The organism is Massilia sp. LXY-5 (genome assembly GCF_059801075.1).
Genome location: NZ_JBNNEH010000007.1, coordinates 140,848 through 166,960, shown reverse-complemented (window position 1 = coordinate 166,960; position 26,113 = coordinate 140,848). Strand labels below are relative to the sequence as shown.

Below are 26,113 nucleotides of genomic sequence, written 5' to 3'. Positions count from 1 at the left end.
TGTCTCAATTCGATGGTTCGGTTGACTCGAGCGAATCGGCGTCGTTGGCGGCGTCGACCTTGCGCGGCGCGGCGGCCAGCGGCGCGCGCTTGAACACGTCGGACAGGGCGCCGTTGATGATGCGCTCCTTGAGCACGTCGGTGTCCATCATCAGGTCGAGCAGGGGTCCCTCCAGGATCACGTCGCCGCGCCGCTCGATGAAGCCGAGTTTCGACAGCTGGCCCAGGTTCATGTCCATGCGCGTCTTCTTGCCCAGCTTGTCGCCGAAGTCGGACAAGAGCGCCGTGTAGGAGATGCCGATCGAGGTGTCTTCGGCGCGCGGGATCGGGTTGTCCTTGTCGAACAGGTCGTTCTGGTCGTCGGCGACGGTGACGTGGGTTTCCTGGCGCTCGCGCTTGGGCAGGATGATCTGTGCCCACAGCACCACCAGCAAGGCCACGCCGTCGCGCGTGAGACCAAAATTATTGTTCTGCCAGATGTCCTTGGCGCCGAAGATCTTCGGCTCGACATTGCGGTGCAATGCGATCGTCACGTGGTCGGCATACACGTTGTCCAGCAGTTTCAGGCCGCATTCCAGCAGGCGCTTGTCGACTTCGATGCGGAACTGCTCGTCCGACAGCGCGCGCTTGACCATCTTGTCGTCGCGGCGCAGCGTCTGGTGCGTCAGCAGGCGCGCGATCAGGATTTGTGCATCGTCATTCATGTTCGGGGCCCAGCTCTAAATCCAGGTTTAATGAAAGGGTTGCAAACGACATGGCCGCCACTTCCGGATCGTCCAGCTGGACCATTTCGTCGGTGGGTTCGAAGCGGATCGGCAGGCGCGCCAGTTCTGCGGTCGCGCCCTGCAGGCTGGCTTCGGCGGCGTCGCCCAGCAGCGGCAGCAGGGACGCGCGGTAGGAAGCGACCGCGAAGCCGGCCGGCAGCAGGGATTCGTGCAGCTGCACCTTCTTCGGCCCCGTCTCCGAGAATTCCGGGAAGTTGCCGAGGTTGGCGAAGTCGGCCAGCTTGTTGATCCAGTCGTTCAGTTCGGCCTGCATCGCCGGGTTGTCGTTGACGGTCAGGGGCGCGTCTTCGCCCGACGGCAGGCCCTTCGGTCCAACCACGATGGCGCGTTCGAGCAGGAGTTCGGTTTCGGCCACGTCGATCATCTCGGCCGGCGTACCGAACAGCGGCACCACCGGACGGTCGATCGCGCCTTCGGCGAGACTGGCGAGATCGTCGTGGGCCAGCAGCCAGCGCTTGACGTCGGTGGTCGACAGGCCGGACTGACCGAGGTGCACGCGCTGGCGTTCGATCTGGTTCAGGGCGCGCGAGAACATGCCTTGCATGTTCAAGAGTGCGCTTTGTGCCCTGCCGATCGCCTGCGCCGCCTTGTGGGTGGCCGCATCGGCGCGTTCGTCGGAGGTGATCGCGCGCAGGATGACGGAGCCCTTCTCGACCCAGTCGCAGGCCATGTGCCACTTCGCCTGCGAGTTGCGCAGCTTGAATTCGGAGCCGGAGGCGATCGCGTCGCGGAATTCTTCCGTCAATTCGATCAGGCGGCCCAGCAAATGCCGCAATTGTTCGACCGTGACGCCGCCGACCGCCTGGGCGCCCGCCACCTGCGACAGCAGGAAGCCCATCTCGGCGTCGTCCTCTTCAGGTTTCGCCAGCGCGATCAGGGTGTCCAGCGCCGACAGCACATTCCTTGCCAGCGGCGTGATGCGGTAGACGGCGCTCGGCGCATCCCAGGCCAGCAGGCCGTGGGTGCGCAGGCGGTTCAGCACCGTCTCCAGGCTTTCCGGGATCAGGTAAGCGAGTTTGGTGTTGATGTCCGCGCGCGAAAACGCCGAGCTGCCGGTGTCGGCCGCCAGTTCGCGCAGCACCAGCAGGCGCACCAGCACGCCGTCCTGGCTGCCGTGGAACAGCGCCGTGAACGCGGACAGCATGGGCTGCGCACGTTTTAAATGGAAGACCTGCTCGATTTCGTCCGGGGCGATGCCATTTTGAAAATGCGCGGCGAGCGGGTCGAGCTCGTCGGGTACTACGCCATGGGGTTCCGCGGCGAGGGCCGCGCCTGCCTGTATGTCGATCATAGGGGATTACCAGTTTGCGAGCGCGGAATGTCAGGTGGCCTGTGATAGCCCTGCTTTTCCGCGAGGGCGCCAAGTATAACAGTTAAGAACCGGCAACTAGGAGGGGATCGGGTGGGGTTGGCGGGAATGACACAGTTGACGGGTGGTGCTTGCAAAACGGTGGCGGTGCGGTTTCGAGGGGCGGGCAGCACGTATCACCGCGTGGGCTCGGAGAGCCCACCCTACGTTACTCAAGAGCCCGGGGAAACCGGCATTGCGGCCATTGGCCGCAATGCCCCCTACGGTGCGCGGCGTTCGAAGCGCCGCGCACCGCCCGTGTTACCTATTTTTTTGTGATTTTGGTGACCGTCTGCTCGATCGCTTCACGGTCGTCGTCGCGGAAACGGATTTTCACGGGATACCACTCCTGCCCCGGTGCCAGCCAGATATCGACGCCTTCGGTCTTGCCCTCGCCGCGCGGCTGGCGCGTTACCAATAAAGTATCGAGTTCGCCCATGCCGGTCTGGATCTTTTCGCGTTTCATGACTTTGAAGGTCCAGGGCTCGGCGTCGCGCCGGCCGGCGACGATGAAACTCCATTCGCTGCCCGGCTTGAACTTCGCTTCTCCCGCGGCGCGCGCCACCGAGGCCAGTTGCCAGGTGACCGAGGCGCGGTCCTGCTCGCCGCCCTTCATGACATACGGTTCCTTCGCGTCGGTGAACGTGATCGTGTTGCTGTCGCGGTCGAACACGGTGGTCGTCGGATCCTTGCGGTAGCGCTTTTCATAGAATTCGTCGGGCGCCAGGCCGAAGTTGTCGATCACGCCGTGGCTGCGGTATTCGGTCAGCTTGCCGATCAGGGGCACGCGCGCTTCCACATTCACGTTGTATTTGCCGTCGCCGCCGCGCCAGGCGATCAGCGCTTCTCCCTTCAGGCCGAAGCCGCGCTGCTGGGCGTTCAGTTCATAGGCGATGTCGGCCGGCGGCGGCAGTTCGACCGCACGTTTTACCGGTGCCGCGGCCTGCGCGCCCAGACCCAGGGCCAGCAGGACTGCCGCTGCCCCGCCCTTCAGAAGATTGCTTCGCATTATCATTTTCCTGTATCGGTAAGGGCTATATTATTCACGGTTTGCGTGGTTACTGCACCGTTGGCTTCCGTGTTGCGAATCTGCACCGGATACCAGCCCTTGCCCGGGGCCAGCCAGACGTCCAGGCGCGAGCGGTAGGACCCCTCTTTCGGCGGGCGCGACAGGTGCACGGTCTGCAGCTTGCCGAGCTTCGTATCGATCTCCTCCTGTCCGACCACGACGAAGCGGAACATGACGGCGTCGCGGTCCTCTCCCACCTGGATGTCGATCTCGCCGGCGAGCTGCGCCGGGTCGCCGCGCGCGATCGCCGCCAGTTGCAGCGGCACGCTGGCCTTGTCCTGGGCGCCGGCGGCCAGGGCAATCGTCTTTTGCGAGGACGAGAAGCTGATCTTGTCGTGCGACCAGTCGAAGTGGGTGGCAGTGAGCGCGCGCCCACGCCGCTTCTCCGTCATTTTCACGGGCATGAAACCGGTGGCCCCGAGCGCGCCCTCGCTGGTCAGCACCGCCAGGTTCACACGCGTAAAGACGATGCGGATGCCGGCCTCGAATTCGATGTGGTAGGTATCGTCACGGATAGTCCAGAGCAGCTGCGCTTCGCCGTTCCAGCGGGTGCCGTCGCCGTCGACGCGTGCAACGTCCATCGTGATGGTGGCTGGCGGCGGCACGTCGACCTTGTAGCGGCGCATTTCAGGTACCAGCGGGACCGGCGGCGCGGGCGCTTCGGCGGGTGGAGATGCAGGCGGCGGCGCGGCCGCGGCGACGGCCGGCGCCGCGCTGTCCCCGGGCGCCTCGCCCGTACCGCCGTTGCCCGGCTCGACGGGCGGCCCGACGGCATCCTCGTTGAGTACCGGCGCGCTGTCCTGGGCCAGTTCCGGCAAGGGCGGCGGCGGCAGCGGTTTCGGCAAGGGCGGCGCAAGCGGCGCCGGCGGCGGCGCCGGGGGCGTGGGCAGCACCTGGGCCTGCACGAATTCCATGCTCGACGCGGCAGGCAGGCGCGGCAGCGCCACCGTTCCCGAAATAAACGAAAACAGCGCGGCGTGCAGGAGGACGATCAGCAGGCCGACCAGCACGGCACGGCGCTGTCGGAAAATGGTGGCGACAATACCCATGGCGCCTAGTGTACTCGCCCACGTGCACGCTTGCCGCTCGACAGTTCGTCTCTCCGCTTGGACGCATGTTAGTTATCTGCTACGCTAAGACGACAATCAATGGAGACCAATATGCTGAAACCTCCCTCGCAGAATGTTCCCGGCATGACCGATACGCTCGAGTTCGTGAAAAACCTGTGGGGCGGCATGGGCGTGCCCGGCATGCCGGCGCCCGGCGCCTCCGGCCTCGGCGCCCCCGCCCTCTCCACCGACGATCTCGACAAGCGCATCACCGATTTGAAAGCCGTGGAAAGCTGGCTCAATTTGAACCTGTCGATGCTGCGCACCTCGATCCAGGCCCTGGAGGTGCAGCGCGGCACGCTCGCCACCCTGAAGTCGATGAGCGAGAGCATGGCGCAGGCGATGGGCCAGAAAGGCGATCAGACCGCCTCGCTGCCGCCGTTTGCCGCCTTCTTCAATGCGGCCGGCAACCAGCAGGCCGGCACCCCGCCCGCACCAGGGACACAGGCAGGCGCGCAGGCAGGTCCCGGCGCCGCGGCAGGACCGGCGTCAGCGGACGCGATGATGCCCGCCGCCGTCGCATGGTGGAACCTGCTGCAAGACCAGTTCCGCCAGGCCGTGGCCAGCGCCATGCCGGCGGACGGCGGGCCGTCCGACAAGCCGGCCGCCGCCAAGTCCTCCGGCGAGAAGGGAGACAAGGCAAACCTTGCTGTGCCGGATCCCGCCGCCCGTGCAAGCACTGGTGGCGACACCGGCGGCACGCCCGGCACTTCCTCGCAGAAACCTTCCCGGACGAAATCCGACAAAGCGTAATTCCCGGGCAGGAAAAGCTTCCTGCCGAGCCCATGTCTTGATTTGACGGGCATCACACCCGCCCCCGCCGTGCTGAACTTGACAGTGCGGCCGGGGCCATCCGGCCGCCGCGTTCCCAAGTTGGAGACCGGCAATGCCCACCATCGATTTTTCCCTCCTCACGGCCGAGCAGGTCGCCGACCTGCGGCGTAAACTCGACAGCGCTGGCTGCCCGGTGCCGCCCAGCGCCCATCATCTTGCAGAGCTGGACGGCGCGATCGCCGCCTTCCGGCGCCAGCAGGGCTTGCCCGGCGGCGGTCCGCTCGACGAGGCGACCTGGCGCCGCCTGAACGCCTGCAGCGGCAGCGTCTTCAGCGAAGTGTTCCAGAACGAACTCGGCCTCCTGCGCCCGGGTCCGGAGGGGGCCAGCGGCGGCCCCGAAGACGTGCAGCCGGCCGCTACCTGCGACCTCCTCAGCCAGGCGCACGGGGCGCAGCTGGCCGGGCTGGCGCTGTCGGGCGGCGGCGTGCGCAGCGCCACCTTCAACCTCGGCGCCCTGCAGGCGCTGGCCGAGCTGCGCCTGCTGCGCGACATCGACTATCTGTCCACGGTCTCGGGCGGCGGCTTCATCGGCGGCTGGCTCTCGAAATGCATCCGCGAGCGGCGCGGCGACGTCAAGGCCGTGGAGGCCTTGTTGACGCCCGGCGCGGCCGGCCAGGCGGTCGCAAGCGAACCGGTCGAGATCCAGTTCCTGCGCCAGTACAGCAACTACCTGTCTCCCAGGAGCGGTACCTTCAGCGCCGACACCTGGACCCTGATCGGCACCTATGTGCGCAATACCTTCCTGAACCTCGCCATGCTGGTCGCCTGGCTGTGCGCCTTGCTCATCCTGCCGCGCTTCGCGGTCTGGGGCGTGCACCGCGTCGTCAAGCCGGGCGGTCCCTGGGCCGCCTGGTCGGACGCGATCTGGCTGATCGGCATGCTGCTGTTCCTGTTTGCCGTGTTCTGCATCGCGCTCTCCATCTCGAGCAAGCCGGAAAGTTCAACCGGCCTGCGCCGCTTTCCGCTGCAGCAGGGGGCGGTCCTGCGCTGCATTAATTTGCCGCTGCTGGCGGCCGGCTTCCTGGTCAGCATCGGCCTGTGGCGCCACGGCGGCGCCGTGCCGGCGCTGTGGGAAGTGGGCCTGCCCTCGCGTTTCAGGGGCTGGGGCGCCTGTTGGCTGCTGGTGCCCGGCCTCGTGTACTTCATCGTCTGGGCCAGCGGCTGGTACCTGGCGCACGACCGCACCAGCTCCTATCGCCGCGCCGGCTATGTGCTGTGCGGCGCGGGCGCGGCCCTGGTCGCCAGCATGTCGCTGTCGGCGGCGCTCGCATTCGCGCCGGGCGCGGTGGCGCACCTCTTGAGCCTCGAGGTCGCGCAACTGCTGGCCTGGCGCATCTGCCCGGCGCTGTGCGTGCTGATGGTCGTCATCGGCGCGGCACTGGCGCTGGAACAGCGGCTGCGCCTGCACCGCCCGGTCCGCGATCTCTCGCGCGCCGAGCTGATCGAGGGCCTGAGTCACTTCGTCTGCGCGATCGGGGCGCTCGCCGCCGGCACGCTGCTGCTGCTGGCGGGCCTGGCGCTGCTGCCCAATCCCCAGGAACATCCGGTCCTGAACAATGCCATCGCCCTGAGCACCTTCGGCATGCCGCTGATGATGACGCTGTTCTCGGTGACGATGACCCTGATGATCGGCCTGATCGGCTCCCTGTACAGCGACGCCAGCCGCGAATGGTGGAGCCGGCAAGGCGCCTGGTCCTCGATCTTCTCGCTGGCCTGGCTGATCACCTTCGGCGTCGCCTTCTTCTTCGCGCCGCTGCTGCACTGGGCCTGGCTGACCTACGATCCGATCGCCAATGCCGGCACCGCGATCGGCTGGCTGGTCATGACCGTGATCGGCCTGAAGGCCGGCAGCGGCAGCGCCACCGGTCCGGCCGGAGGCAACTGCGCCAAGCGCGAATTCGCCGCACGGCTGGCGCCGTATTTTTTCACCGTCGGTATCTTCGCCATGTTGTCGAGCCTGGTGCAGGCCGTGGTCGCCCTGCCGCACGTGGACTGCCCTGCTCCGGTCTCGCTGCCCTGCATCTATGCCGCCCACGCCAACGCCACCCTGGCCACCAGCGGCAGCACGCTGGCGGTCGCCTTCTGCTGTTTCCTGGGCGCGGCCCTGCTGCTCGGCTGGCGCGTCGACATCAACAAATTTTCGCTGTATATGCTGTACCGGAACCGCCTGGTGCGCGCCTATTTCGGCGCCAGCAGCGCGCACCGCACACCCCATCCCTTCACCGGATTCGATCCCACCGACGACCCGCAGCTGGCCGAGATGGAAAACCAGCGCCCCTACCATATCGTCAACACGGCCCTGAACCTGGTCAGCGGCGAAGAGCTGGCCTGGCAGACGAGAAAGGCGGCATCGTTCGCCTTTACCCCGCGCTTTTGCGGCTTCGAGATGCCGCGCATGCCGGCACAAAGCGTGAGCGGCGGTACGCACGACGCCCAGCGCGGCGTCTACCGCCCCACGCGCGAATACGCGTCCGGGTCCGGCGCCGGCGACGACGACGCCACCGTGCGGCTCGGCATGGCGGTGGCCCTGTCGGGCGCCGCGGCCAGCCCCAACATGGGCACCCACTCGTCGCCGCCGCTGAACTTCCTGATGACGATGTTTAACGTGCGCCTGGGGCGCTGGTGCCCGAACCCGCTCAAATCGAGCTGGACCCGCTCCTCGCCCCGCATCGGTCTGTTCAGCCTGATTGCCGAACTGTTCGGCATGACGAATGCCGACGCCAACTACGTCTACCTGTCGGACGGTGGCCATTTCGAGAACCTCGGCATATATGAGCTGGTGCGCCGCCGCTGCCGCCTGATCGTCGCGGTCGACGTCGCCAGCGACAAGGCCATGGCCTTCGAAGACCTGGGTAATGCGATCCGCAAATGCGCCACCGACCTGCACGTGAATATCGAGGTCGACGTGACGAAGATGGACATCGTGAAAAGCACGGGCCTGTGCGGCGCCAGCTGCGCGGTCGGCGCGCTCCGCTACAGCCATGTGGATCCGGATGGGCTGGACGGCACCTTCCTGTACATCAAGCCGGCCATCGTCGGCCTCGAAAACGCGGACGTGCTCAACTACCGCAAGGCGAATCCCGCCTACCCGCACCAGAGCACGGCGGACCAGTGGTTCGACGAGGCGCAGTTCGAGAGTTACCGGGCGCTCGGGTATCACATCGCCAAGGCGGCGCTGGCCAGGGCGGCGGCGGCGTCGGTGCTGGCAGACGGACGGCATGATGTGACGAAGTTGTGCGATTGCCTGCTGCGCGAGCATGGGCTGGCGGAGGCATCGGCGCCTGCGACGCCTCCTGCTTCCGTGGAAGAAGTACGGGACGAATTCAGGTAAGCCGGGCTACGCGGTCGTATCGACGGCCGGCGGCGTCTCGGGCTCTACTTTCGGCGCCAGTACCGTAGGGTGGGCTCTCCGAAGTGAAGCTGTCATTGAAGCCATTGGCTTCAATGACCCCACGCGTGATACGGACCGGCTCCGATGTCGTGCTCGCCGATCTTGAAGACACGTATCACCGCGTGGGCTCGGAGAGCCCACCCTACGGTACACCACGGCCAAGGATCAGATCTTATGCCCTTGTATCGACGGCCGGCGGCGTCTCGGGCTCCGCCTTCGGCGCCAGCGCCGCCAGCTGCTCCATCAACTGCGCGAAGCGCTGCTGGCCCGGCTGCAGGCGGTCGACGTGGGCCAGCACTTCGTGTGCTTCGAGAGACAGGGCCTCGTCGAAGCCGCGCTCGCGCATGTGCGAGACCAGCACCTGCGCCGCGTTGAACAGGATGCGCTGGTTGTTCGGCAGCCGGGCGCGCGCTTCGCGCATCCAGTCGACGGCTTCCTGCAGTTTGCCGGTCTTCCAGAGCAGCACGCCCTGGTTCATCAGGTCGGCCGCTTCCTTTTTCGAGGAGCGGATCAGGTCCCCGCCCTCGTCCGTCAATCTCGCCTTGTCGAAGATCGCCTGCACCTCGTCGAGCAGCACCGCGTTGTCGTGGTTGTTGCGGATGACGTAGCAAAGCAGCTCGCTTGGCGCTTCCTTGACGCCGACCGCAAACAGCAAGGTCGCCATCTCGAGGCAGGTTTCCGTGTCGGGGCGGTCCTCGCGGGCGCCCAGCAGGGCTTCCAGTTCGTCGCCGGCCTTGCGCGCGCGGCGATAGTCTCCGCTCTCGTGATACACCAGGCCCTCGGTGATCTTGGCGCGCAGGTCGATGTCGGGATGAGCCTCGCTGAAATCACGTTGCGCCGCTTGCAGCAGCGCCTGCGCTTCCTTCGGATCGTTTTTCAGGCCGCAGACGCGCGCCAGGCCGAGATAGGCGTCGGGCGTGCGCCGCACCGAATATTCTCCGACCGCGATGCACTTGCGGAAGGCCTTTTCGGCCAGGGCGACGTTGCCCAGCTTGAGGCAGACCAGCCCCAGGTTGCGCTGGCGCGGCACGGAGTTCGGCGACAGCCTGGCCGCGCGCTCGAGGACCGAGCAGGCCTCCTCGAGTTTGCCCATGCCTTGCCAGGCCAGCGCCAGCTGGTCATAGGCGTCGATGTAGTAGCGGTTCTCGGCGATCACGCCCTGGAACATCTGGCGCGCCGCTTCGAACTCGCCGTTGGCGAGGCGGATCTTGGCCAGTCCCGCGCGCGCCCACTGGTATTCGCGCTGATTCAGCACGCGCTCGTAGGCCTCGCGCGCCTTTTCCGGCTCGCCGCTCTTTTCCATCAGGCGCGCCTTCATGCGCAGCAGCTCGACTTCGTGCACGCGGCTGGCGCCGATCTGCTCGTCGCACAGGCGCGCCGCGCGCAGGTAGTCCTTTTCGGCGTAGGCCTGGTCGATCGGACGGAACACCTGCTTGCGGTGCCAGGCGCGGTTCAGGCGCGTGAGCAGCACACCCTCGGTGATCGGTTTCACCAGGTAGGCGTCGGGCTGGTGCTCGGCCGCGCCCATCACCGATTCGACGCTCTTTTCGGCCGAGACCATCATCCACACGCTGGACGGCAGCAGCAGGTTGCGCACCCGCGCTTCTTCCAGCACCTGCTGGCCGTTCTTGCCGTCGCCGAGATTGAAGTCGCACAGCACCACGTCGTAGCGCGTCTTGGCCAGCAGGCCGATCGCTTCTCCGCCGCTCGCGGCCTGGTCGATGTTCCTGGCGCCCAGGCTGCGCAGGGCCTCCCTCAGCAGCTGGCGCACGCCGATAAAATCGTCGACCACCAGGTAGTTCTTGCCGGCCCAGTCGATCGGTTCGGCCTTCGTCTGGGCCGGCGCGTTGCTAACCAGGGCGTTCATGGCAGGCTCAATACGAAACAGCCGCCGCCAAAGGCGCCGCCGTTTTCGAGGCGCACGCTCCCTTCGCGGCCGCGGTGGCGGTGCATGCGCGCGACCTCGCGCGAAAAGTGCAAGCCGAGACCGGCGCTGTTGGTGCGGAAATCGATGCCGCTGGCGGCACCGTCGAGACCCGCGGCGCCGGCGTCGAGCAGGGGCTGCGGATAGCCGTCGCCATTGTCCTCGACGCGGATTTCGAGCAGGCCGCCGGCCTCGCGCAGCGCGAGCCGGATGCGGTCGCGCGTGTAGTGGGCGGCGTTGTTGACGGCATGCGAGACGACGCCGACGATCAGGTCTTCGTCGAGATGCCAGATCAGGTCCCGGTCGCCCTCGACCTCGAGCGCGATTCCTTTCGCCTCGAGCAGCACGCGGCCCAGGGACACGACCTGATCGAGCAGCTGCGCCGCTTCGATCGGCTGCACGTCGAACGGATACTCGGGCGTGCCGACCCGTTTATACAGGGCCAGCAACTGCATCAGGTTGTCGTTCAGGCGGCGCGTCTGGTACAGCATCTGCGCCATCTGCGGATAGGCCGCGTCAGGGTGCGGGCCGGCCCCGACCAGCAGGCGCTCCAGGGTCCCGGAGAGCACGCTGATCGAGTTCTTCATGTCGTGGGCGGTGGAGGCCAGGAACAGGAGCAGGTCCTGCGAAGGTGCGGGGTCGTCCACGGGTGTCATCCAAGCGCAGCGCCATCGGGTGGCGCAAAAAGTTGCCTTAGGAAAATTATACGCCCATCGGGCGACACAATTCAGCTCGTACCGGCTTTGAAACGCTTAATCAGGCGCAAATGTTGTCGGAATACGACCGGTGCGGCGAGCCCGCAACACGAAACGGGCCGGATCGAGGGCATCGGCCAGGTTCGCTTCCAGCGGCAGCGGTTCGTTTTCCAGCCGCGATGCCAGCAGTTCGGCGCACAGCGGCGCCCAGATCAGGCCGCGCGAGGCGTAACCGAGCAGGCTGAATAAACCGGGATGGCGCGGCAGGTCGCGCAGGCGCTCGGTGCTGCCGGCGGCCTCGAAGTCCGGCAGCGCGCCGACCAGCGGCAGCCGGTCCGGCGCCACGCTGCGAAAACCGACGCGTCCGCGCAGCGGCGCACCGGCGCCGGCGTCCGGACTGGAAACCAGGGCGCGCAAGCGCTCCAGGTTTTCCTGCTGGCTGGACGCGCGCAGCCGCGGGTCGGTGTCGAGGTCGTAGGTGGCGCCGGCGCAGGCGATGCCGTTCGCCGCCGGCGTCAGATAGGCTTCGCGGCACAGCACAAAAGGCAGCTGCGGCAGCGTGCCGGCATCCAGGTGCGTCACCTGGCCGCGCAGCGCGGACAGCGGCAGGCGCGCTGCTTGCGCAAACCCGGTCGATGCCGCGCCGCCGGCCAGCACCACGGTGGCCGCGCGCGCGATGATGCCCTGCTCGCCGCGCACCTCCCACTCCGCCCCAACACGCGCGAGCGTCACGCTGCCGACGCCGAAACGCCGGGTCAGGCGTGCGCCGCAGGCGTCGAGCATGGCGTCGCAGACGCTGCCCGGACGCGCCCAGCCGCCCTGGCGGAACAGCCAGGCGCCATCCGGCGCCGGCAGGCCGAGCAGCGCCCCTGCCTGTTCCGCTTCCAGCCATTGCGCGAAGGCGCGCGGATAATGGCCTGCGGCGGCGATCGCGCGCGCGGCCTCGGCGTGGCCGGCGTCGCGCGCGAGCTGCATCACGCCGCAGGCCGCGCCTTCGATCTTGCTGCCGATGCCGCCCAGGGTTTCCCAGTAGCGCAGCGCGTACAGGTAGGCCGCGCGCGTCAGACGGGTCGGGATGTTGTCGTCTTTCGAGAGCAGCGGCATGAAGATGCCGGCCAGGTTGCCCGAGGCTTCACGGGCCGGTTCCGCATGGCGCTCGACCAGGGTCACTTCCCAGCCGCGCGCACACAGGCGCTCGGCAGCCGCGCAGCCGGCCAGTCCCGCGCCGATCACGATCGCGTGACGTGCCGGTACGGGAGGAAGCGCAGGGCGCGGCTTGCGGCTGGCAAAGCGCGCCCCGCTGCCCTCCAGTACGAAGCCCTGCGCCATCAGGGCCGCCACCTGCTCCTGCTCGAGCCAGTCGAAGGCGAGACGGGCGTCGACGGCCGCCAGCCGCGCCAAGCCGCGCGCAAAATGGGTGTTCGGTCCACGCAGTCCATCGAGCTGGACGAAGTCGATGCGCGCCGAGAGCTGGGCCAGGGCCGCCTCGAACGATGCGTTCAGGAGGTCGAGCGTGACGCCGGCGTCCTCCTGCGGAATGCGGTGAAAGCCCGGCAGCAGGCCGTCGGCCAGTGCCACGATGTGCAGGCGCGCCGGACGTTCGGGATCGAGGCGCCAGGCGTCGATCAGCGCGGCCACGCGCCTGCCGTCGCCGTAGCGCGTGTCGAAGACCGTGTAGCGTTCGCGGCCCTGCCAGAAGCGCGTGGGGTTCACGCCGCTCCCGCGTAACGGAAGCAGGACGGATGGTGGTCGTCGACCATGCCGATGCCCTGCATGTAGGCGTAGACGATGGTCGAGCCGACGAACTTGAAGCCGCGTTTCGACAGGTCTTTCGAGAGGCGGTCGGACAAGGGGGTCTTGCTCGGGCGCGTGCCGTCGGCCCAGTCGCCGACGAGTGGCTGGCCGTCCACATAGGCCCACAGGTAACTGTCGAGGGTCTGCCCTTCGGCGCGCAAGTTCAAATAGGCGCGCGCGTTGGCGATCGCCGCCGCCACTTTCAGGCGGTTGCGCACGATGCCGGGATTGGCCAGCAGCTCGGCTACCTTGGTATCGTCGTAGCGCGCGATCTTCTCGGCATCCCAGCCGTCGAAGGCGGCGCGGTAAGTCTCCCGCTTATTCAGGATGGTTTCCCAGGACAGGCCGGCCTGGGCCCCTTCCAGGTTGAGCATCTCGAACAGGCGCCGCTCGTCATGGCAGGGCACGCCCCATTCGTGGTCGTGGTAGTCGAGGTAGCGGGGATTGGCCGGGTTGGCCCAGCGGCAGCGGTGGGTCGTCATGGCGTGAAGTATACGTCAGGTCGCATCACCGTGCGATGGCGGAACCTTGCCGCCCGACGAACAAAAAGCGCGCCCCTGAATCGCTCCCGGCGCGCGCTTGTCGACGCCGCTGCGGCCAGGGCACGCCCCGGCAACAGCGATATCGCTACTGCTTTTTTGCCTGCTTATTTGCCGGACGTCGTACCGCTCTTCGCAGCCGGCATCTGCTGGGCAGCCTTCAGGTGCTGTTCCACCGTCGGCATCATCTTCGTTGCCAGGCCCTTGACCTCGGCATCCTTGGCGCTCTTTTCGTTCTTCTTCAGCATGGCCAGGGCTTCCTTGTGGCCGCCCGTGCCGCCCATCTTCATGTACTCGCGGTCGAACTTGTCGCCTTCCAGCTTGGCCAGCTTGGCCGACATGGCCTTGTGCTTGGCGTCGAGCTCGGTCGGCAGGGTGATGCCCTTGGCCTGCGCCACGGTCTGCACTTCGCTCAGGCCCTTGGTATGGTCGTCGATCATCTGCTGGGCGAAGGTTTTCACTTCCGGATTCTGGCTCTTGCTCTGTGCCATCTTGCCCATTTCGACTTCGGCCATGTTCACCATCGCCATGTCCATGACGGCCTTGCTGTCGGTCTTGCTCATCTTCGCGCTGCCCGAGGCGGTGGCGCCCGCGGTGCCCGACTGGCCCGAGGTCGATTCCGACATGCCGGTCGCGCCGGAGCCGGTGCTGCCGCTCATGCCCGCGCCGCTCTGGCCATGCATGGAGTGGCCTGCCATGCCGGCGCTGTTCTTGCCGGTCGCATCGGTCATTTTTTCGGAACCCGCCTTGTCTCCGACGACGGGCGTCTGTGCCTGCACGCCAAAGCTGGCGAACATGGCGGCTGCGGCCGACACGGCGAGCAGTCCCTTCAACGCTTTATTTTTTTGCATGATGCTCTCCTGGGGTTGGGGAAGGAGCCGGCATCACGTCTCCGATGCGCCGCTCCTGTTGATTACTTTGGCAAGATATTCAAGCCACCGGGCAGTGTATCGCCGCGTTCCACAACCGAGCGCGCGGTAGCCTTTTGGCAATATTGTCGAGAGAACGAACATGAAAAAAGCCGGCGCAGGGCCGGCTTCGGGATGCATGCGACCTCGTCAGCGGAAGCTGAGCGTGGCCGTCAGGTCGCCCGGTCCGCGCGCGCCGCGTGCCGCAAACGCGGCGTCGCGCGCGGCCAGTCCTTCCAGGCGCGGCAAGCCGTGCAGGCGCGTAATAAAACGCAGGATCGAGGTGGTGTCGTAGAAGTTGTGGTCCACTGCCCCCTTCTTCGCATGGGGCGAGACGACAATCGCCGGAATGCGCGAACCCGGTCCCCAGCGGTCGCCCTCGGGCGGCGCCACGTGGTCCCACCAGCCGCCGTTCTCGTCGAAGGTGATGACCACCACCATGTCTTTCCACTGCGGCGATTTTTTCAGGTGCTCGATCACGTTGGCGACGTGGGCGTCGCCCGATTCGATGTCGGAATAGCCCGCATGCAGGTTCAGGTTGCCCTGCGGCTTGTAGAAGGACACAGCCGGCAGCTTGCCGGCAATGGCGTCGGCAATGAACCGGTTCGAGATCGGGCTGTCGCCCAGGCCGCCGTCGCGCAGGTGTTCGGCGCGCGCCGCCGTGCCCGGAGCGAACTGGCGGAAGTAATTGAACGGCTGGTGGTGGTGCTGGAAGTTCGGCCGCTGGCCGGCGCCGCGTCCATCGATCGCCGCCTGCCAGGCGCCGCCGTACCAGGCCCAGCTCACCTTCGCGCGCGACAGCAGATCGCCGATCGTGTCGTAGCCTTGCGGCGGCAGCACCGACGGGTCCTGCGGATCGGCGCTGTCGGCGTCGCCGCCGGCGGGCGGCCGCACCCAGCTCGGTTGATACGGCGGCGCCATCGTGTTGACGGCATAGCCGTCGGGCGTGATCGCGCCGTTGTTGACGAACTTCGGCTTACCGTCGAGCGCGGACTGCGGCGAGTCCGGCGCCACGGCCAGGCGCTTCCCAAGCGGCCCGTCTGCCAGCACGGCGATCTTCTTCTTCGCCGGCGTCTCGGCGGCGTTGAAGAATTCCGGCGTGCGTGCGCTGATCAGGAACTGGTGGTTCAGGTAGGAGCCGCCAAAGGCGCCCATGAAGAAGTTGTCGCACAGCGTATAGTCGCGCGCGATCTGCCACAGCCCCAGGTTTTTACTGGTCTCGCCGTAATGGCCCATCACCAGCGCGCCCGAATCTCCCCAGGCGACAAAGCCGTCGTTGCGGCCGCCGTTGATCTGCATCTGGTTGTGATAAAAATTGTGCACCAGGTCGCGCGTGACGAGCGCTTCCGGTAGCGGCTTGCCTTCGGCATCGACCAGCTTCCACGGCCCGTTCGGCAGGTCGACGATCTTGTCCTCGCCGATCAGGTAATCCTTGCCGCCGATGTCCTGGCGCCCGGGCACCATGCCGCCCCAGATCTTCGGCAGCACAGGCAGGATCGAGCCGTCGCGGTCGCGCTGCGGCGCACTGCCCGGGAGCGGCGCGGCCAGGCCCGGGAAGCCGGCGAACAGGTTATTAAAACTGCGGTTCTCGAGAAAGATCACGACCACGTTCTTGACATGGGCCTTGAGCTTGGCGTCGAGCGAAGACCCCGGCTTCATGGCGGGGCGCGGCGCGGCTTCGGCGGCAGCGGGCAGGCCGGCGCCGAGACCGACGGCCGCAGCGGCCTGGAAGATGCGCCGGCGCGACGGGCTGGCAGGCGCTTGCGCCGGAGGGGCTATGGGGTCGCGGTCATGCATGGGATGCTTTCGTTGCTGGACGGGGGAAACGGCGATTATCGCTTTTTTCTTGCCGCCTGAAAATATTGACGGGAGGGCTGATGCGGGTCGCGGGCGCCGCTGCCGTATGAATCGGCGTAGATTCGGACACGCGGGTTCACCGCACTGGCAGGAGGCCATCATGTTCAACGAGCCGAATCCGGGCACCGCGTTTCGCGGCCTGCCCCTGAGCGTGCAGCAAGAGCGCGAAATCACCCATTTCATCGAGGCGCGCCGGCGCGCCGGCCAGGACTGGGACACCCCGGAGCTGGCCGCGCTGATCCGCGACATGCTCCATCCGCCCGAACTGGGCGACGAAGACGGCGCCGATCTCGCCGACAGCACCGCCGCCGAACGTTTCGTCGCACAGCACGAAGATGCGAACGAGGATGAACGCGAACACGACGCCGGCGGCGCGCCCTGACTCCTAGCCTGCCGACAAGCGTTCGCGCAGGGCCGCCAGCGGCAAGGGCCGCGCGAAGTGATAACCCTGGGCCTCGTCGCAGTCGGCCGCGCGCAGGAATTCGACCACGTCGTCCGTCTCCACCCCTTCGGCCACCACGGCCAGTTTGAGGGCGTGCGCCATGTCGACGAAGGCCTTGACGAAGTCGAAGGCGCTGATGCGCTCGTCGTCCTGCAGCACGAAGGAGCGGTCGAGTTTGAGCACGTCGATCGGGAAGCTGCGCAGGTAAGCCAGGCCCGAATAGCCGGTGCCGAAGTCGTCGACCGCCAGTTTCACGCCCAGTTCGTGCAGCTCGCGCAGCATCAGCGCGGTGCGCTCGATATCGGCGATCAGCGCGCTTTCGGTCAGTTCCAGCTCCAGGCAATGCGGCGGGATGCCGGACTCCTGCAAGGTTTGCCGCACCTCGCCGACAAAGGTCGCATGCGCCAGCTGGCGCGCCGAGACGTTGACCGAGACGCGGATCTCGCGCTTGAACTCCGTCATCAGGCGCATCGTCTGCATGCAGGCTTCGTGCAGCACCCAGCGTCCGATCGGCGCGATCAGGCCGGTCTCCTCGGCGATCGGGATGAATTGCGCCGGCGAGACGAGGCCGCGCCCGGGATGGTTCCAGCGGATCAGGGCCTCCATGCCGACCATCTGCATGCTGCGCAGGTCGATGCGCGGCTGGTAGTGCAGTTCGAATTCACCGCGCGCCAGCGCCGGACGCAGCGAGGTTTCCAGCGCCATCCGTTCGCGCGTGGCAAACGCCATTTCGGGCTCGAAGAAGCGGTAGCGGTTGCGCCCGGCCGCCTTGGCGCGGTACATGGCCGTATCCGCGGCCTGGAACAGCTGCTCCTTGCTGAGGCCGTCGAAGGGATACAGGCTGATGCCGATCGAGGCGCCGATGATCACATCCTGCCCGGCGATCGTGATCGGCGCGGTCAGCACGTCGAGCAGCTTTTCGGCGATGCGCGCGGCCGCGCCCTGGCCGCTGCTGCAGTGGGCCGCGATCACGAATTCGTCGCCGCCCAGGCGGGCGATGACGTCGCCCGGACGGATCACCCGGCGCAGGCGCGCCGCCACTTCGCACAGCAGGACATCGCCGAACTCGTGGCCGAAGGAGTCGTTGATTTCCTTGAAGCGGTCGAGGTCGAAGAACATCGCGGCCACGGCCGACTCGCGCGGGCAGGTATCGAGCAGGCGCTGAACGCGTTCGTTCAGCAGCGCGCGGTTCGGCAGGCCGGTCAGCGTGTCGTGGGTGGCCAGCTCGCGCAGCCGGTTCTGGGTTTCCTCACGCTCGGTGACGTCGCGGATGATAGCCTGGTAATACTCCGCGCCGCCATCCTCGAAGCGCGAGATGTGCACGTCGGCCGGGAAGGTGCTGCCGTCCTTCCTGCGCTTGGTGATGCGCAGCAGCTGCGTTTGCCCCTCTTCCAGCGCCAGCGCCAGGCTGTCCGTATAGGTGTAGCCGCTGTCGATGTCGGGCACGCGCAGCCGCAGGAATTCTTCTTCGGTATAGCCGAAAACGCTGCACGCGCGGCCGTTGGCGGCGACGATGAACAGGTCGCGGTCGGCGATGACGATGCTGTCGGCCGCCTGCTGGAACAGGTTGCGGTAGCGCTGCTCGCTCTTCTTCAGCGCCTGCTCGGCGTGGTGCTTGAAGCTGATGTCGTGGAAGTACACGGACAGGCCATCCTCGCTCGGATAGGCGCGTACCTCGATCCAGACGCCGGACGGTTCCCAGAAGGTTTCGAAGGTACAGGCCTCGCCCGTTTCCATGGCGCGCTGATAATAGCCGAGCGAGGGAGAGTCGCGCAGGTCGGGCGCGACCGCGAGCAGGTCCTTGCCGATGCTTTCGTCCACGTCGACGTCGACGAAAGCGCCGGCCTTGCGGTTGGCATAGGTGATGCGCCAGTCGCGATCGACGGCGAAAAACGCGTCGCCGATACTTTCCAGCATGACCTGCTGCAGCTGCCGCGATTTATCGAGTGCCTGGCGCGCCGCATGCTGTTCGGTGACGTCGCGTCCCGTCGCATAGGTCACCTGGCTGAACGCGCACCAGCGCACCGAGACCGACATCATGATCACGCGACCGTCCTTGCGCACCCAGCGGCTCTGCAGGTCGTGCCGGATCGACATGCCGGCGCGCAGGTCCAGGCGCAAGGTCTCGAACAGCCCGCGCTCTTCGGCGCCCAGCAGCTCGGCGTAGCGGCGCCCCACCAGTTCCTCCGGACGGTAACCGAGGATGTCGAAGGTCGCCGCGTTCACGCGCAGGAAGCGGCCCTCGGCGTCGATGAGGGCGATCAGGTCGAGCGAATTCTCAATGAGTGCGGTGTTTTCTTCGGCCAGCCGTGCCAGGTCCGCCGTGGTTGTCTTGTCGTTCAATTCGAATCCCATGTGCTGCCGTGTCCGCCGCTGAATGCGGCGAGCCGCTCAGGTTAGCGCACGCGCCCCGGAGACTAAATGGCATTCTGGTAACTGGCTGAAATATTCCTTTCTTTGTAGAAATTATGAGACGGTTTGCGTGGCGATGTAACAATTCTGATTGCCGGACACGGCGAACCAAGCGTGTTGGCAAGCGGGCGGGTGACGGCGTAGACTGCTTCTCCAGATGGAATGCCGAGAGAGACAGCAAGTGCAAGCCGACAGACGAAGCGTTGAACGACCCAGGATCGCCCTGGCGGCCATCACGCGCGAGAGCGTGCGCGAACTGGTCGACACCGAAGCCGCCCACCTGCGCAATGCGGTGGCCCATGGCCGCAATCCTTACCAGGTGCGCCTCGACCAGCACGACCAGATCGTCGCCTACATGGCCACGCTCAATCCGCTCGACCTCGAACGCTTTTCCAGCCTGTACGAACAGGAAGCGGCCGCCGCGCGTGCCGCAGACGCCCGCCGCGACGAATGGCGCCCGATTTCCGGGCCGCTTGCCGTGCAGGCCGGGCAATCCGGCGAGATCATGCGCATCGGTCCCTGGGCGGTGGCGGCGGCCGGCGTGGTGGCGGCCATGGCGGCACTGATCCTCAAGCGCTAGCCTGCTCGTCTGCCGGTGCCGGCGGCCCCGGGGCAGACGGCCGATGCCGGAACGCGCTATGCTTCGGTTCGCGCATTTTTTTGGCAACGCCGAACCATGACAGCACCTCTCCCGAAAGCCGGCACGCCGGACGCCGCAGCTGCACCTTCCACTGCCGGGCAACAGCCGCACGGTTTCCTGCTGCCCATCGTCGGCGGCGCGGCGGTCGCCCACCTGCTCAACGACATGATCCAGGCGATGCTGCCTGCGATCTATCCTCTTCTTAAAACCAATTTCGCCCTGAACTTCGGGCAGATCGGCATCATCGCGCTCGTCTACCAGTTGACGGCGTCGCTGCTGCAACCCTGGATCGGCTTTTATACGGACAAGCATCCGAAACCCTGGCTGCTGCCCCTCGGAATGGTGATGACCCTGATCGGCATCGGGCTGCTGGCCACCGCCGGCAGCTATCCGATGCTGCTGGCCGCGGCCGCCACCATCGGCGTCGGTTCCGCCACCTTCCACCCGGAAACCTCGCGCATCGCGCGCCTCGCCTCGGGCGGCCGGTTCGGCACGGCGCAATCGACCTTCCAGGTCGGCGGCAACAGCGGCAGCGCCATCGGCCCGCTCGTCACGGCCGCCATCGTCATTCCCTACGGCCAGGCTGCTGTCGCCTGGTTCATGGTCGTCGCCCTGGCGGCGATCCTGCTGCTGTCGCGCCTGACGCGCTGGGTCATGCACCACGGCACAGCCAAGGCGAAAAGCCTCTCGCACGGCCACCATGAAGGCCTCGACCGCGCCGGCGTGATCCGCGCCGTGATCGTCATCTGCATCCTGATGTTCGCCAAATTCGTGTACATCGCCTCGTTCACGAATTATTTTACGTTTTACCTGATGGAGCGCTTCGGCCTCGGCGTCCAGCACAGCCAGATGTTCCTGTTCCTGTTCCTGGCGGCGGTGGCGGCCGGCACCTTTGCCGGCGGCCCCGTCGGCGACCGGATCGGCCGCAAGGCCGTGATCTGGATCTCCTTCCTCGGCGTCGCGCCTTTCGCGCTCGCGCTCCCCTATGCCAACCTGTTCTGGACAGCCGTGCTGGCCATCACGATCGGCCTGGTGATGTCGTCGGCCTTTGCGGCGCTCGTCGTCTATGCCCAGGAAGCGGTGCCGGGACGGGTCGGCATGGTCTCGGGCCTGATGTTCGGGCTCATGTTCGGCATCGGCGGCATCGGTGCCGCCTGCCTCGGCAAGCTGGCCGACACCTATGGCATCGTCTGGGTGTACGGCGTGATTTCCTTCCTGCCGCTGCTGGGCCTGGCGACGGCCTTCCTGCCGACTACCCGGAAGAAATAGACTGGACGGCGCAGGCGGAACGGCAGCCTTTACCCTGGCGCTGTTGCATCCCCGCGCCAGATTGCATCACAGCGCGAATTGCCGATAGGAAATCTACTGCGGCCTGAGCCGTCGCCGTGTAGACTTGCTCCCTTGTCTTCATTTCCAACCTGGCGGGCAGTTTTGCCCGCTGAGCTATCGGGTTTGCCATGTCTCTTGGCCATTACGAACCGACACTGGTCATGGTGTCGATCCTGGTCGCGGTTTACGCATCGTACACGGCGCTGAGCCTGGCCGAGCGCGTGCGCCATTCGCACGGCCGCGCCACCTACTGGTGGATGGCGGGCGGCGCCTTTGCCATGGGTACCGGCATCTGGGCCATGCACTTCATCGGCATGCAGGCCTACCGCCTGCCTTTCCCGGTCGGCTACGACACCGGCATCACCTTCATTTCCTGGCTGCTGCCGGTGCTGGCCTCGGTGCTGGCCCTGTCGCAGATCAGCCGCCCGGCGCCACGGGCCTCCCATTTCGCGCTCAGCGCGGTGCTGATGGGCATCGGCATCAATGCCATGCATTACACCGGCATGGCGGCCATGCGCATGCGTCCCGGCATCGAATACGACCCGCTGCTGTTTGCCTTGTCGGTCCTGATCGCCATCGGCGCCTCGGCCGGCGCCCTCTGGCTCGCCTTCCACCTGCGCCATCGCATGCAGCACGCCGGACTGGCCCAGTTCGCGGCCGCGCTGGTGATGGGCGGCGCCATCGTCGGCATGCACTATACCGGCATGGAAGCGGCGCATTTCTCGGCGGGCAGCATCTGCCTGGAAGCCGACGTCGGCATCAGCCAGGATTTGCTGGCCGCGATGGTCACCGTCACCGCCCTGCTGCTGCTGACGATCGCCACCCTGGTCGCCGTCTACGACTCGCGCCTGGAAGACCGCTCGCGCATCCTGGCCGCGTCGCTCGCCACCTCGGCCGAACGCCAGACCCTGTACCTGCATGAACAGAAGGCGCGCGTGGAAGCCGAGCGCCTGTCCGACATGAAGGACGAATTCCTCTCCACCCTCTCGCACGAACTGCGCACGCCTTTGAACGCCATGCTCGGCTGGGCGCAATTGCTGATGGACGGCGGCAAGGACGAAAAGATGCTCAAGCGCGGCCTGCAGACCATCGAGCGCAATGCGCGCGCGCAGTCGCAGCTGATCGAAGACATGCTCGACATGAGCCGCCTGATCGCCGGCAAGATCCGGATCGAGGTCGACCGCACCTGGCCGTCCGACTTCATCAGCGCCGCGGTCGAGACCGTGCGTCCCGTCGCCCTGGCCAAGGGCGTGCGCCTGGAAATGCTGATCGAAAGCCACGCCGGCCCCCTCGCGGCGGACGCCGGCCGCCTGCAGCAGGTGATGACGAATTTGCTGTCGAACGCGATCAAGTTCACGCCCGGCGGCGGCGCGGTGCGCGTCAGCTCGAAGCGCGCAGGAGACACGATCGTCATCGAGGTCACCGACACCGGCATCGGCATCAAGCCGGAGTTCATGCCCTACGTGTTCGACCGCTTCCGCCAGGCCGATTCCTCGTCCACGCGGCGCCACGGCGGCCTCGGCCTGGGCCTGTCGATCGCCCAGCAGCTGGTCGAACTGCAGGGCGGGCGCCTGAGCGCGGCCAGCCCCGGCGAGGGCGAAGGCGCGACCTTCACGCTGACCATGCCGCTCTCGAGCCAGGACGACACCCCTGCCGCGCCCGACTGCCTGCTCAAGCCGCACGACCTCGACGCCGTACGCGCCAGCAGCGGGGCCCTGGCCGGGCTGACGATCCTGGTGGTCGACGACGAGCGCGATTCGCTCGACATCGTGCACTACGTGCTGGCCGACATGGCCGCCACCATCGTCACCGCCTCGACCGCCTACGAAGCCCTGCAGATGATCGACCGCCTGAAGCCGGACCTGATGGTGAGCGACATCGGCATGCCGGGCATGGACGGCCTGGAACTGATCCGCCGCGTGCGCGCTTCAAACAACCCGCAGGTGGCCGCCGTGCGCGCCCTGGCGCTGACCGCCTTCTCGCGCCGCGAAGACCGCCTGCGCTCGCTGGAAGCGGGTTTCGACGAATACCTGTCGAAGCCGGTGGCGCCGGCGGAACTGGTGCGCGCGGTGCTGACCTTGTGCGACAGCGCGCTGCACAGGCCGGCGCCGGCGCCGAAGCGGGTCTAGCCGGACGGCCGTCAAGAGGCTGTCATATTCCGGAGCGAAGATAGCCCTGTTCGCAAGAACACGGCAGCGTCGCTGCCCTACCGGCGCCGGCGGTCGGGAAACATACCGGCACCAGATTCCCCCTCCGTCACCTGGCGGGGCGCCGGCCGCTGCCGGCCCTTGCCGCCGCGGCCCAGATACAGCGCCAGCGTCCTGTCGGCAATGCGTCCGAAAGGGGCATGCAGCAGCCGTGCGAGACTCCAGCGTCCCTGCGCATAGACTCCCTTCCCATGGCTCATGGCCCTGAAGCCCTCGATGCCGTGATAGGCGCCGATACCGCTCGGCCCCACTCCGCCGAAGGGCAAGTCGTCCTGCGCAACATGCATCAAGGTATTGTTGATGCCGACATTGCCTGAAGTCGTGCGCCGCAACAGGCTCCTGCAATTGCTGTCGTCCGGGCCGAAATAATAGAGTGCGAGCGGCCGCGGACGCGCGTTCACGTAGTCGACGACCTCGTCTAGGGTACGGTAGGAGAGCACCGGCAGGATGGGGCCGAATATCTCTTCTCGCATGATGTTCATGCTGTCGTCGACGTTCAGGACCAACGTCGGCGCGAGCGTCCGAATGCGACTGGCCGCGCTGGCGGGATCGACCCCTGCTTCGATCACGGTGGCGCCCTTGTCCCGGGCATCGTCCAGCAGCCCGCGCAGCCGCGCGAGGTGGCGCTCGCTGACGATCGAGGTGTAGTCGGCGGCGGTCGGGCCCTCGGGATAGAAGGCGGACACCGCATCCTGGTAGCGCGCGACGAACTGCGCCAAATCGTCCACATGCACCATGGCGTAATCCGGCGCCACACAGGTTTGCCCGGCATTCGACAATTTGCCGAACACCAGGCTCGACACCGTACGCGCGTCGCACTGCCCCGGCGCGACGACTGCCGGGCTCTTGCCGCCGAGTTCGAGCGTGACCGGCACCAGGTTGTCGCTCGCGGCCTTCATGACCTTGCGCCCCACTTCCGTGCTCCCGGTAAAGACCAGATGATCGAAGGCCAGGCCGCTGAACTGCGCCCCGACCTCGGGGCCGCCCAGCACCACCGCCACTTCGTCCGTCGCGAAACCAGTAGCCAGCATCCGCTTCATCAGTTCGCTCGTGCGCGGCGTCAGTTCGGACGGCTTGATCATGGCGCGGTTTCCCGCGGCCAGCGCGGTTGCGAGCGGGATCATCGCCAGCGAGAAGGGATAGTTCCAGGGCGCCATGATGCCGATCACGCCTTTGGGCTGGTACGTCACATAAGCGCGGCCCGGCCGGTACGACAGGGCGACGTGCCTGCGCTCGGCCTGCATGAAGCGGCGCAGGTGGCGCAGCAGGTAATCGATGGCCCCGACCACCCCCATCAGCTCCATGAGACCGGTCTCATGGCGGGACCGGTGTCCGAAGTCGAGGCTGATCGCGCTCTCGAGTTCGGTCCGGTAATCGAGGACCAGGGCGCGCAGCCGCTTCAGGCTGTCCTTGCGTTCGGCGAGCGTGGGCGGCCCCTCCGCGAGAAAGGCGGTGCGCTGGCGCAGCAGCGTCATGTGCATCAGCTCTTCAGGGAGTATCTTGGGCATTGCGGTCATGGAAACTCCTGTTCAAGTCGCCTGGCGCCCGATCCAGCGGCGGTAGCGGCGCGTTTTAATCATCGTGTCGAGCTGCTGTTCGATGAAGGCAAATGCCGGCCCGACGCCGGGGTTCGTCGACTTCCCTTTGCTCAGGCGGCGCATCTGGTGCTTGACCATCGCCATGTAGGCCAGCGATGCCAATACCTTGCTCTTCCATGCGATCGCACGCAGCATCGGCGCGCTGGACTTGCCCGCTTGCCATTCGCGCGGTAGGTTCGGGTTCAGGGCCAGCGCGGTGCCGATCCCGACCATGGCGACGCCGCTGGCCAGCACCTGCTCGGCAACGGGCATGCGGCGGATCCCGCCGGTGACCATGACCGGCATGCGGGCGACCGCGGCGATGTCCCGGGCGAACTCGAGAAAATACGCTTCCCGCGCCAGGGTGCGGCCGTCGCGCGCCTGGCCGTGCATGGCCGGCGCCTCGTAGCTGCCGCCGGAAATCTCGATCAGGTCGACGCCGAGCGGATTGAGCAGGGAGACGACTTGCCTGGCGTCCTCGGGACTGAAACCGCCGCGCTGGAAGTCCGCCGAGTTGAGCTTGACCGAGAGCGCAAAGGCCGGACCGACGCGGCCGCGGATGTCCTTGACGATGTCGACCAGCAGGCGCGCCCGGTTCTCGAGCGCGCCGCCCCAGCGGTCGGTACGCCGGTTCGTGATCGGCGACAGGAACTGGCTGACCAGGTAGCCATGGGCCGCATGCACCTGCACCCCATTGAAACCGGCTTGTTCGGCCAGCACCGCCGCGTTGACGAAGCGCTCCCTGACTTCCTCGATCTCGCGCTCCGTCATTTCACGAGGCGCCGTAAACTGCTTCGAGAAATTACCCATGTCCATAGGAACGGCAGAAGGAGCGACCGTATCCTGGCCCAGGGCGGCCGGCATCTGGCGCCCCGGGTGATTAATCTGCATCCAGATCTGGGCGCCGCGGGCGCGGGCAAATTCGGCCCAGCGCTGGAAGCGCGCCTGGTGTTCCCCGGATTCGAGCACGACGCCACCGGGTCCGGTCATGGCACGGCGATCGACCATGACGTTTCCGGTGATCATCAAGCCGACCCCGCCCTCGGCCCAGGTCCGGTACAGGCGGATCAAGTCGTCGGAGGGCGCATGGTCGGCATCGGCCAGGTTTTCCTCCATCGCCGCTTTGGCGAATCGATTCGGGATAACGGTGCCGTTTGGCAAAGTCAGTGGGGAAAATGGGTTCATTCGATGCTCCTTGTGTGCAATATGGAGCATCCTAAGGTTCAAGTGAACTTGAAGGTCAAGCGAAAAATT

19 protein-coding genes are annotated in these 26,113 nt (G+C 66.6%); 6 read left to right on the top strand and 13 right to left on the bottom strand.

The window, feature by feature from the left end:
* Nucleotides 1-4 precede the first annotated feature (4 nt).
* The 4 genes from ACI48I_RS21950 to ACI48I_RS21935 all read right to left on the bottom strand — a co-directional run bounded on the left by ACI48I_RS21950 (nucleotide 5) and on the right by ACI48I_RS21935 (nucleotide 4,250).
* Nucleotides 5-703 carry a hypothetical protein gene (locus ACI48I_RS21950; protein ID WP_498575398.1) on the bottom strand — a complete coding sequence of 233 codons (699 nt, stop codon included), beginning with the start codon at nucleotides 701-703 and terminating at the stop codon, nucleotides 5-7.
* Nucleotides 696-2,075, bottom strand: a complete 1,380-nt coding sequence (locus ACI48I_RS21945; RefSeq protein WP_193687349.1) for a hypothetical protein — start codon at nucleotides 2,073-2,075, stop codon at nucleotides 696-698. The genes ACI48I_RS21950 and ACI48I_RS21945 overlap by 8 nt, the downstream gene beginning before the upstream one ends.
* A 322-nt stretch (nucleotides 2,076-2,397) precedes the next feature.
* Nucleotides 2,398-3,141 (bottom strand): DUF3108 domain-containing protein, encoded by a 744-nt coding sequence (locus ACI48I_RS21940; RefSeq protein ID WP_498575397.1) that lies wholly within the window; start codon nucleotides 3,139-3,141, stop codon nucleotides 2,398-2,400.
* A 2-nt stretch (nucleotides 3,142-3,143) separates the two neighbouring features.
* Complete coding sequence (locus tag ACI48I_RS21935) at nucleotides 3,144-4,250, bottom strand: DUF3108 domain-containing protein (protein ID WP_498575396.1); 1,107 nt, start codon at nucleotides 4,248-4,250, stop codon at nucleotides 3,144-3,146.
* A gap of 111 nt (nucleotides 4,251-4,361) precedes the next feature.
* Here ACI48I_RS21935 and ACI48I_RS21930 point away from each other — a divergent pair, with 111 nt between their 5' ends.
* Nucleotides 4,362-5,063: a PhaM family polyhydroxyalkanoate granule multifunctional regulatory protein gene (locus ACI48I_RS21930; protein WP_498575395.1), complete on the top strand. Its 702-nt coding sequence runs from the start codon at nucleotides 4,362-4,364 to the stop codon at nucleotides 5,061-5,063.
* A 133-nt stretch (nucleotides 5,064-5,196) separates the two neighbouring features.
* Nucleotides 5,197-8,475, top strand: a complete 3,279-nt coding sequence (locus tag ACI48I_RS21925; RefSeq protein WP_498575394.1) for a patatin-like phospholipase family protein — start codon at nucleotides 5,197-5,199, stop codon at nucleotides 8,473-8,475.
* A gap of 232 nt (nucleotides 8,476-8,707) precedes the next feature.
* On the opposite strand, the gene ACI48I_RS21920 is transcribed toward ACI48I_RS21925, so the two are convergent.
* The 6 genes from ACI48I_RS21920 to acpA form a co-directional block, all read right to left on the bottom strand.
* Nucleotides 8,708-10,402 (bottom strand): tetratricopeptide repeat protein, encoded by a 1,695-nt coding sequence (locus ACI48I_RS21920; protein ID WP_498575393.1) that lies wholly within the window; start codon nucleotides 10,400-10,402, stop codon nucleotides 8,708-8,710.
* Nucleotides 10,399-11,115, bottom strand: coding sequence for a sensor histidine kinase (locus ACI48I_RS21915; protein ID WP_498575392.1), 717 nt, complete (start codon nucleotides 11,113-11,115; stop codon nucleotides 10,399-10,401). The genes ACI48I_RS21920 and ACI48I_RS21915 overlap by 4 nt, the downstream gene beginning before the upstream one ends.
* 96 nt (nucleotides 11,116-11,211) lie before the next feature.
* A complete protein-coding gene (mnmC1, locus tag ACI48I_RS21910; RefSeq protein WP_193687355.1) occupies nucleotides 11,212-12,867 on the bottom strand; it encodes an FAD-dependent 5-carboxymethylaminomethyl-2-thiouridine(34) oxidoreductase MnmC1 in 1,656 nt (551 codons plus the stop codon).
* Nucleotides 12,864-13,430, bottom strand: a complete 567-nt coding sequence (locus ACI48I_RS21905) for a DNA-3-methyladenine glycosylase I (RefSeq protein ID WP_193687356.1) — start codon at nucleotides 13,428-13,430, stop codon at nucleotides 12,864-12,866. The genes mnmC1 and ACI48I_RS21905 overlap by 4 nt, the downstream gene beginning before the upstream one ends.
* A 164-nt stretch (nucleotides 13,431-13,594) precedes the next feature.
* Complete coding sequence (locus ACI48I_RS21900; RefSeq protein WP_193687357.1) at nucleotides 13,595-14,338, bottom strand: DUF4142 domain-containing protein; 744 nt, start codon at nucleotides 14,336-14,338, stop codon at nucleotides 13,595-13,597.
* A 207-nt stretch (nucleotides 14,339-14,545) separates the two neighbouring features.
* Entirely contained in the window at nucleotides 14,546-16,192 is a 1,647-nt protein-coding gene (acpA, locus tag ACI48I_RS21895; RefSeq protein ID WP_498575391.1) for an acid phosphatase, read from the bottom strand.
* Between the two features lie 160 nt (nucleotides 16,193-16,352).
* Here acpA and ACI48I_RS21890 point away from each other — a divergent pair, with 160 nt between their 5' ends.
* Complete coding sequence (locus tag ACI48I_RS21890) at nucleotides 16,353-16,634, top strand: hypothetical protein (RefSeq protein WP_498575390.1); 282 nt, start codon at nucleotides 16,353-16,355, stop codon at nucleotides 16,632-16,634.
* 3 nt (nucleotides 16,635-16,637) lie between these two features.
* Here ACI48I_RS21890 and ACI48I_RS21885 read toward each other — a convergent pair whose 3' ends face one another.
* Complete coding sequence (locus tag ACI48I_RS21885) at nucleotides 16,638-19,037, bottom strand: sensor domain-containing protein (RefSeq protein WP_498575389.1); 2,400 nt, start codon at nucleotides 19,035-19,037, stop codon at nucleotides 16,638-16,640.
* 250 nt (nucleotides 19,038-19,287) lie between these two features.
* Here ACI48I_RS21885 and ACI48I_RS21880 point away from each other — a divergent pair, with 250 nt between their 5' ends.
* The 3 genes from ACI48I_RS21880 (at nucleotide 19,288) to ACI48I_RS21870 (ending at nucleotide 23,204) form a co-directional block, all read left to right on the top strand.
* Entirely contained in the window at nucleotides 19,288-19,686 is a 399-nt protein-coding gene (locus ACI48I_RS21880) for a hypothetical protein (RefSeq protein WP_193687361.1), read from the top strand.
* Between the two features lie 96 nt (nucleotides 19,687-19,782).
* Entirely contained in the window at nucleotides 19,783-21,015 is a 1,233-nt protein-coding gene (locus ACI48I_RS21875; RefSeq protein ID WP_193687362.1) for an MFS transporter, read from the top strand.
* Between the two features lie 188 nt (nucleotides 21,016-21,203).
* Complete coding sequence (locus tag ACI48I_RS21870) at nucleotides 21,204-23,204, top strand: MHYT domain-containing protein (protein ID WP_498575388.1); 2,001 nt, start codon at nucleotides 21,204-21,206, stop codon at nucleotides 23,202-23,204.
* A 77-nt stretch (nucleotides 23,205-23,281) separates the two neighbouring features.
* Here the strand turns inward: ACI48I_RS21870 and ACI48I_RS21865 are convergent, their stop codons facing one another.
* The gene (locus ACI48I_RS21865; protein ID WP_498575387.1) at nucleotides 23,282-24,799 is read right to left on the bottom strand and encodes a coniferyl aldehyde dehydrogenase; all 1,518 of its coding nucleotides are present in this window, start codon (nucleotides 24,797-24,799) and stop codon (nucleotides 23,282-23,284) included.
* Nucleotides 24,800-24,811: 12 nt separating this feature from the next.
* Nucleotides 24,812-26,044 (bottom strand): NADH:flavin oxidoreductase/NADH oxidase family protein, encoded by a 1,233-nt coding sequence (locus ACI48I_RS21860; RefSeq protein WP_498575386.1) that lies wholly within the window; start codon nucleotides 26,042-26,044, stop codon nucleotides 24,812-24,814.
* Nucleotides 26,045-26,113 lie beyond the last annotated feature (69 nt).

Coding starts and splice junctions, on each gene's coding strand:
- ACI48I_RS21920 (WP_498575393.1), bottom strand. CDS start 10,402: ATGAACGCCCTGGTTAGCAACGCGCCGGCCCAGACGAAGGCCGAACCG.
- ACI48I_RS21935 (WP_498575396.1), bottom strand. CDS start 4,250: ATGGGTATTGTCGCCACCATTTTCCGACAGCGCCGTGCCGTGCTGGTC.
- ACI48I_RS21915 (WP_498575392.1), bottom strand. CDS start 11,115: ATGACACCCGTGGACGACCCCGCACCTTCGCAGGACCTGCTCCTGTTC.
- ACI48I_RS21950 (WP_498575398.1), bottom strand. CDS start 703: ATGAATGACGATGCACAAATCCTGATCGCGCGCCTGCTGACGCACCAG.
- ACI48I_RS21930 (WP_498575395.1), top strand. CDS start 4,362: ATGCTGAAACCTCCCTCGCAGAATGTTCCCGGCATGACCGATACGCTC.
- acpA (WP_498575391.1), bottom strand. CDS start 16,192: ATGCATGACCGCGACCCCATAGCCCCTCCGGCGCAAGCGCCTGCCAGC.
- ACI48I_RS21875 (WP_193687362.1), top strand. CDS start 19,783: ATGACAGCACCTCTCCCGAAAGCCGGCACGCCGGACGCCGCAGCTGCA.
- ACI48I_RS21940 (WP_498575397.1), bottom strand. CDS start 3,141: ATGCGAAGCAATCTTCTGAAGGGCGGGGCAGCGGCAGTCCTGCTGGCC.
- ACI48I_RS21870 (WP_498575388.1), top strand. CDS start 21,204: ATGTCTCTTGGCCATTACGAACCGACACTGGTCATGGTGTCGATCCTG.
- ACI48I_RS21945 (WP_193687349.1), bottom strand. CDS start 2,075: ATGATCGACATACAGGCAGGCGCGGCCCTCGCCGCGGAACCCCATGGC.
- ACI48I_RS21905 (WP_193687356.1), bottom strand. CDS start 13,430: ATGACGACCCACCGCTGCCGCTGGGCCAACCCGGCCAATCCCCGCTAC.
- ACI48I_RS21900 (WP_193687357.1), bottom strand. CDS start 14,338: ATGCAAAAAAATAAAGCGTTGAAGGGACTGCTCGCCGTGTCGGCCGCA.
- ACI48I_RS21860 (WP_498575386.1), bottom strand. CDS start 26,044: ATGAACCCATTTTCCCCACTGACTTTGCCAAACGGCACCGTTATCCCG.
- ACI48I_RS21890 (WP_498575390.1), top strand. CDS start 16,353: ATGTTCAACGAGCCGAATCCGGGCACCGCGTTTCGCGGCCTGCCCCTG.
- ACI48I_RS21865 (WP_498575387.1), bottom strand. CDS start 24,799: ATGACCGCAATGCCCAAGATACTCCCTGAAGAGCTGATGCACATGACG.
- ACI48I_RS21925 (WP_498575394.1), top strand. CDS start 5,197: ATGCCCACCATCGATTTTTCCCTCCTCACGGCCGAGCAGGTCGCCGAC.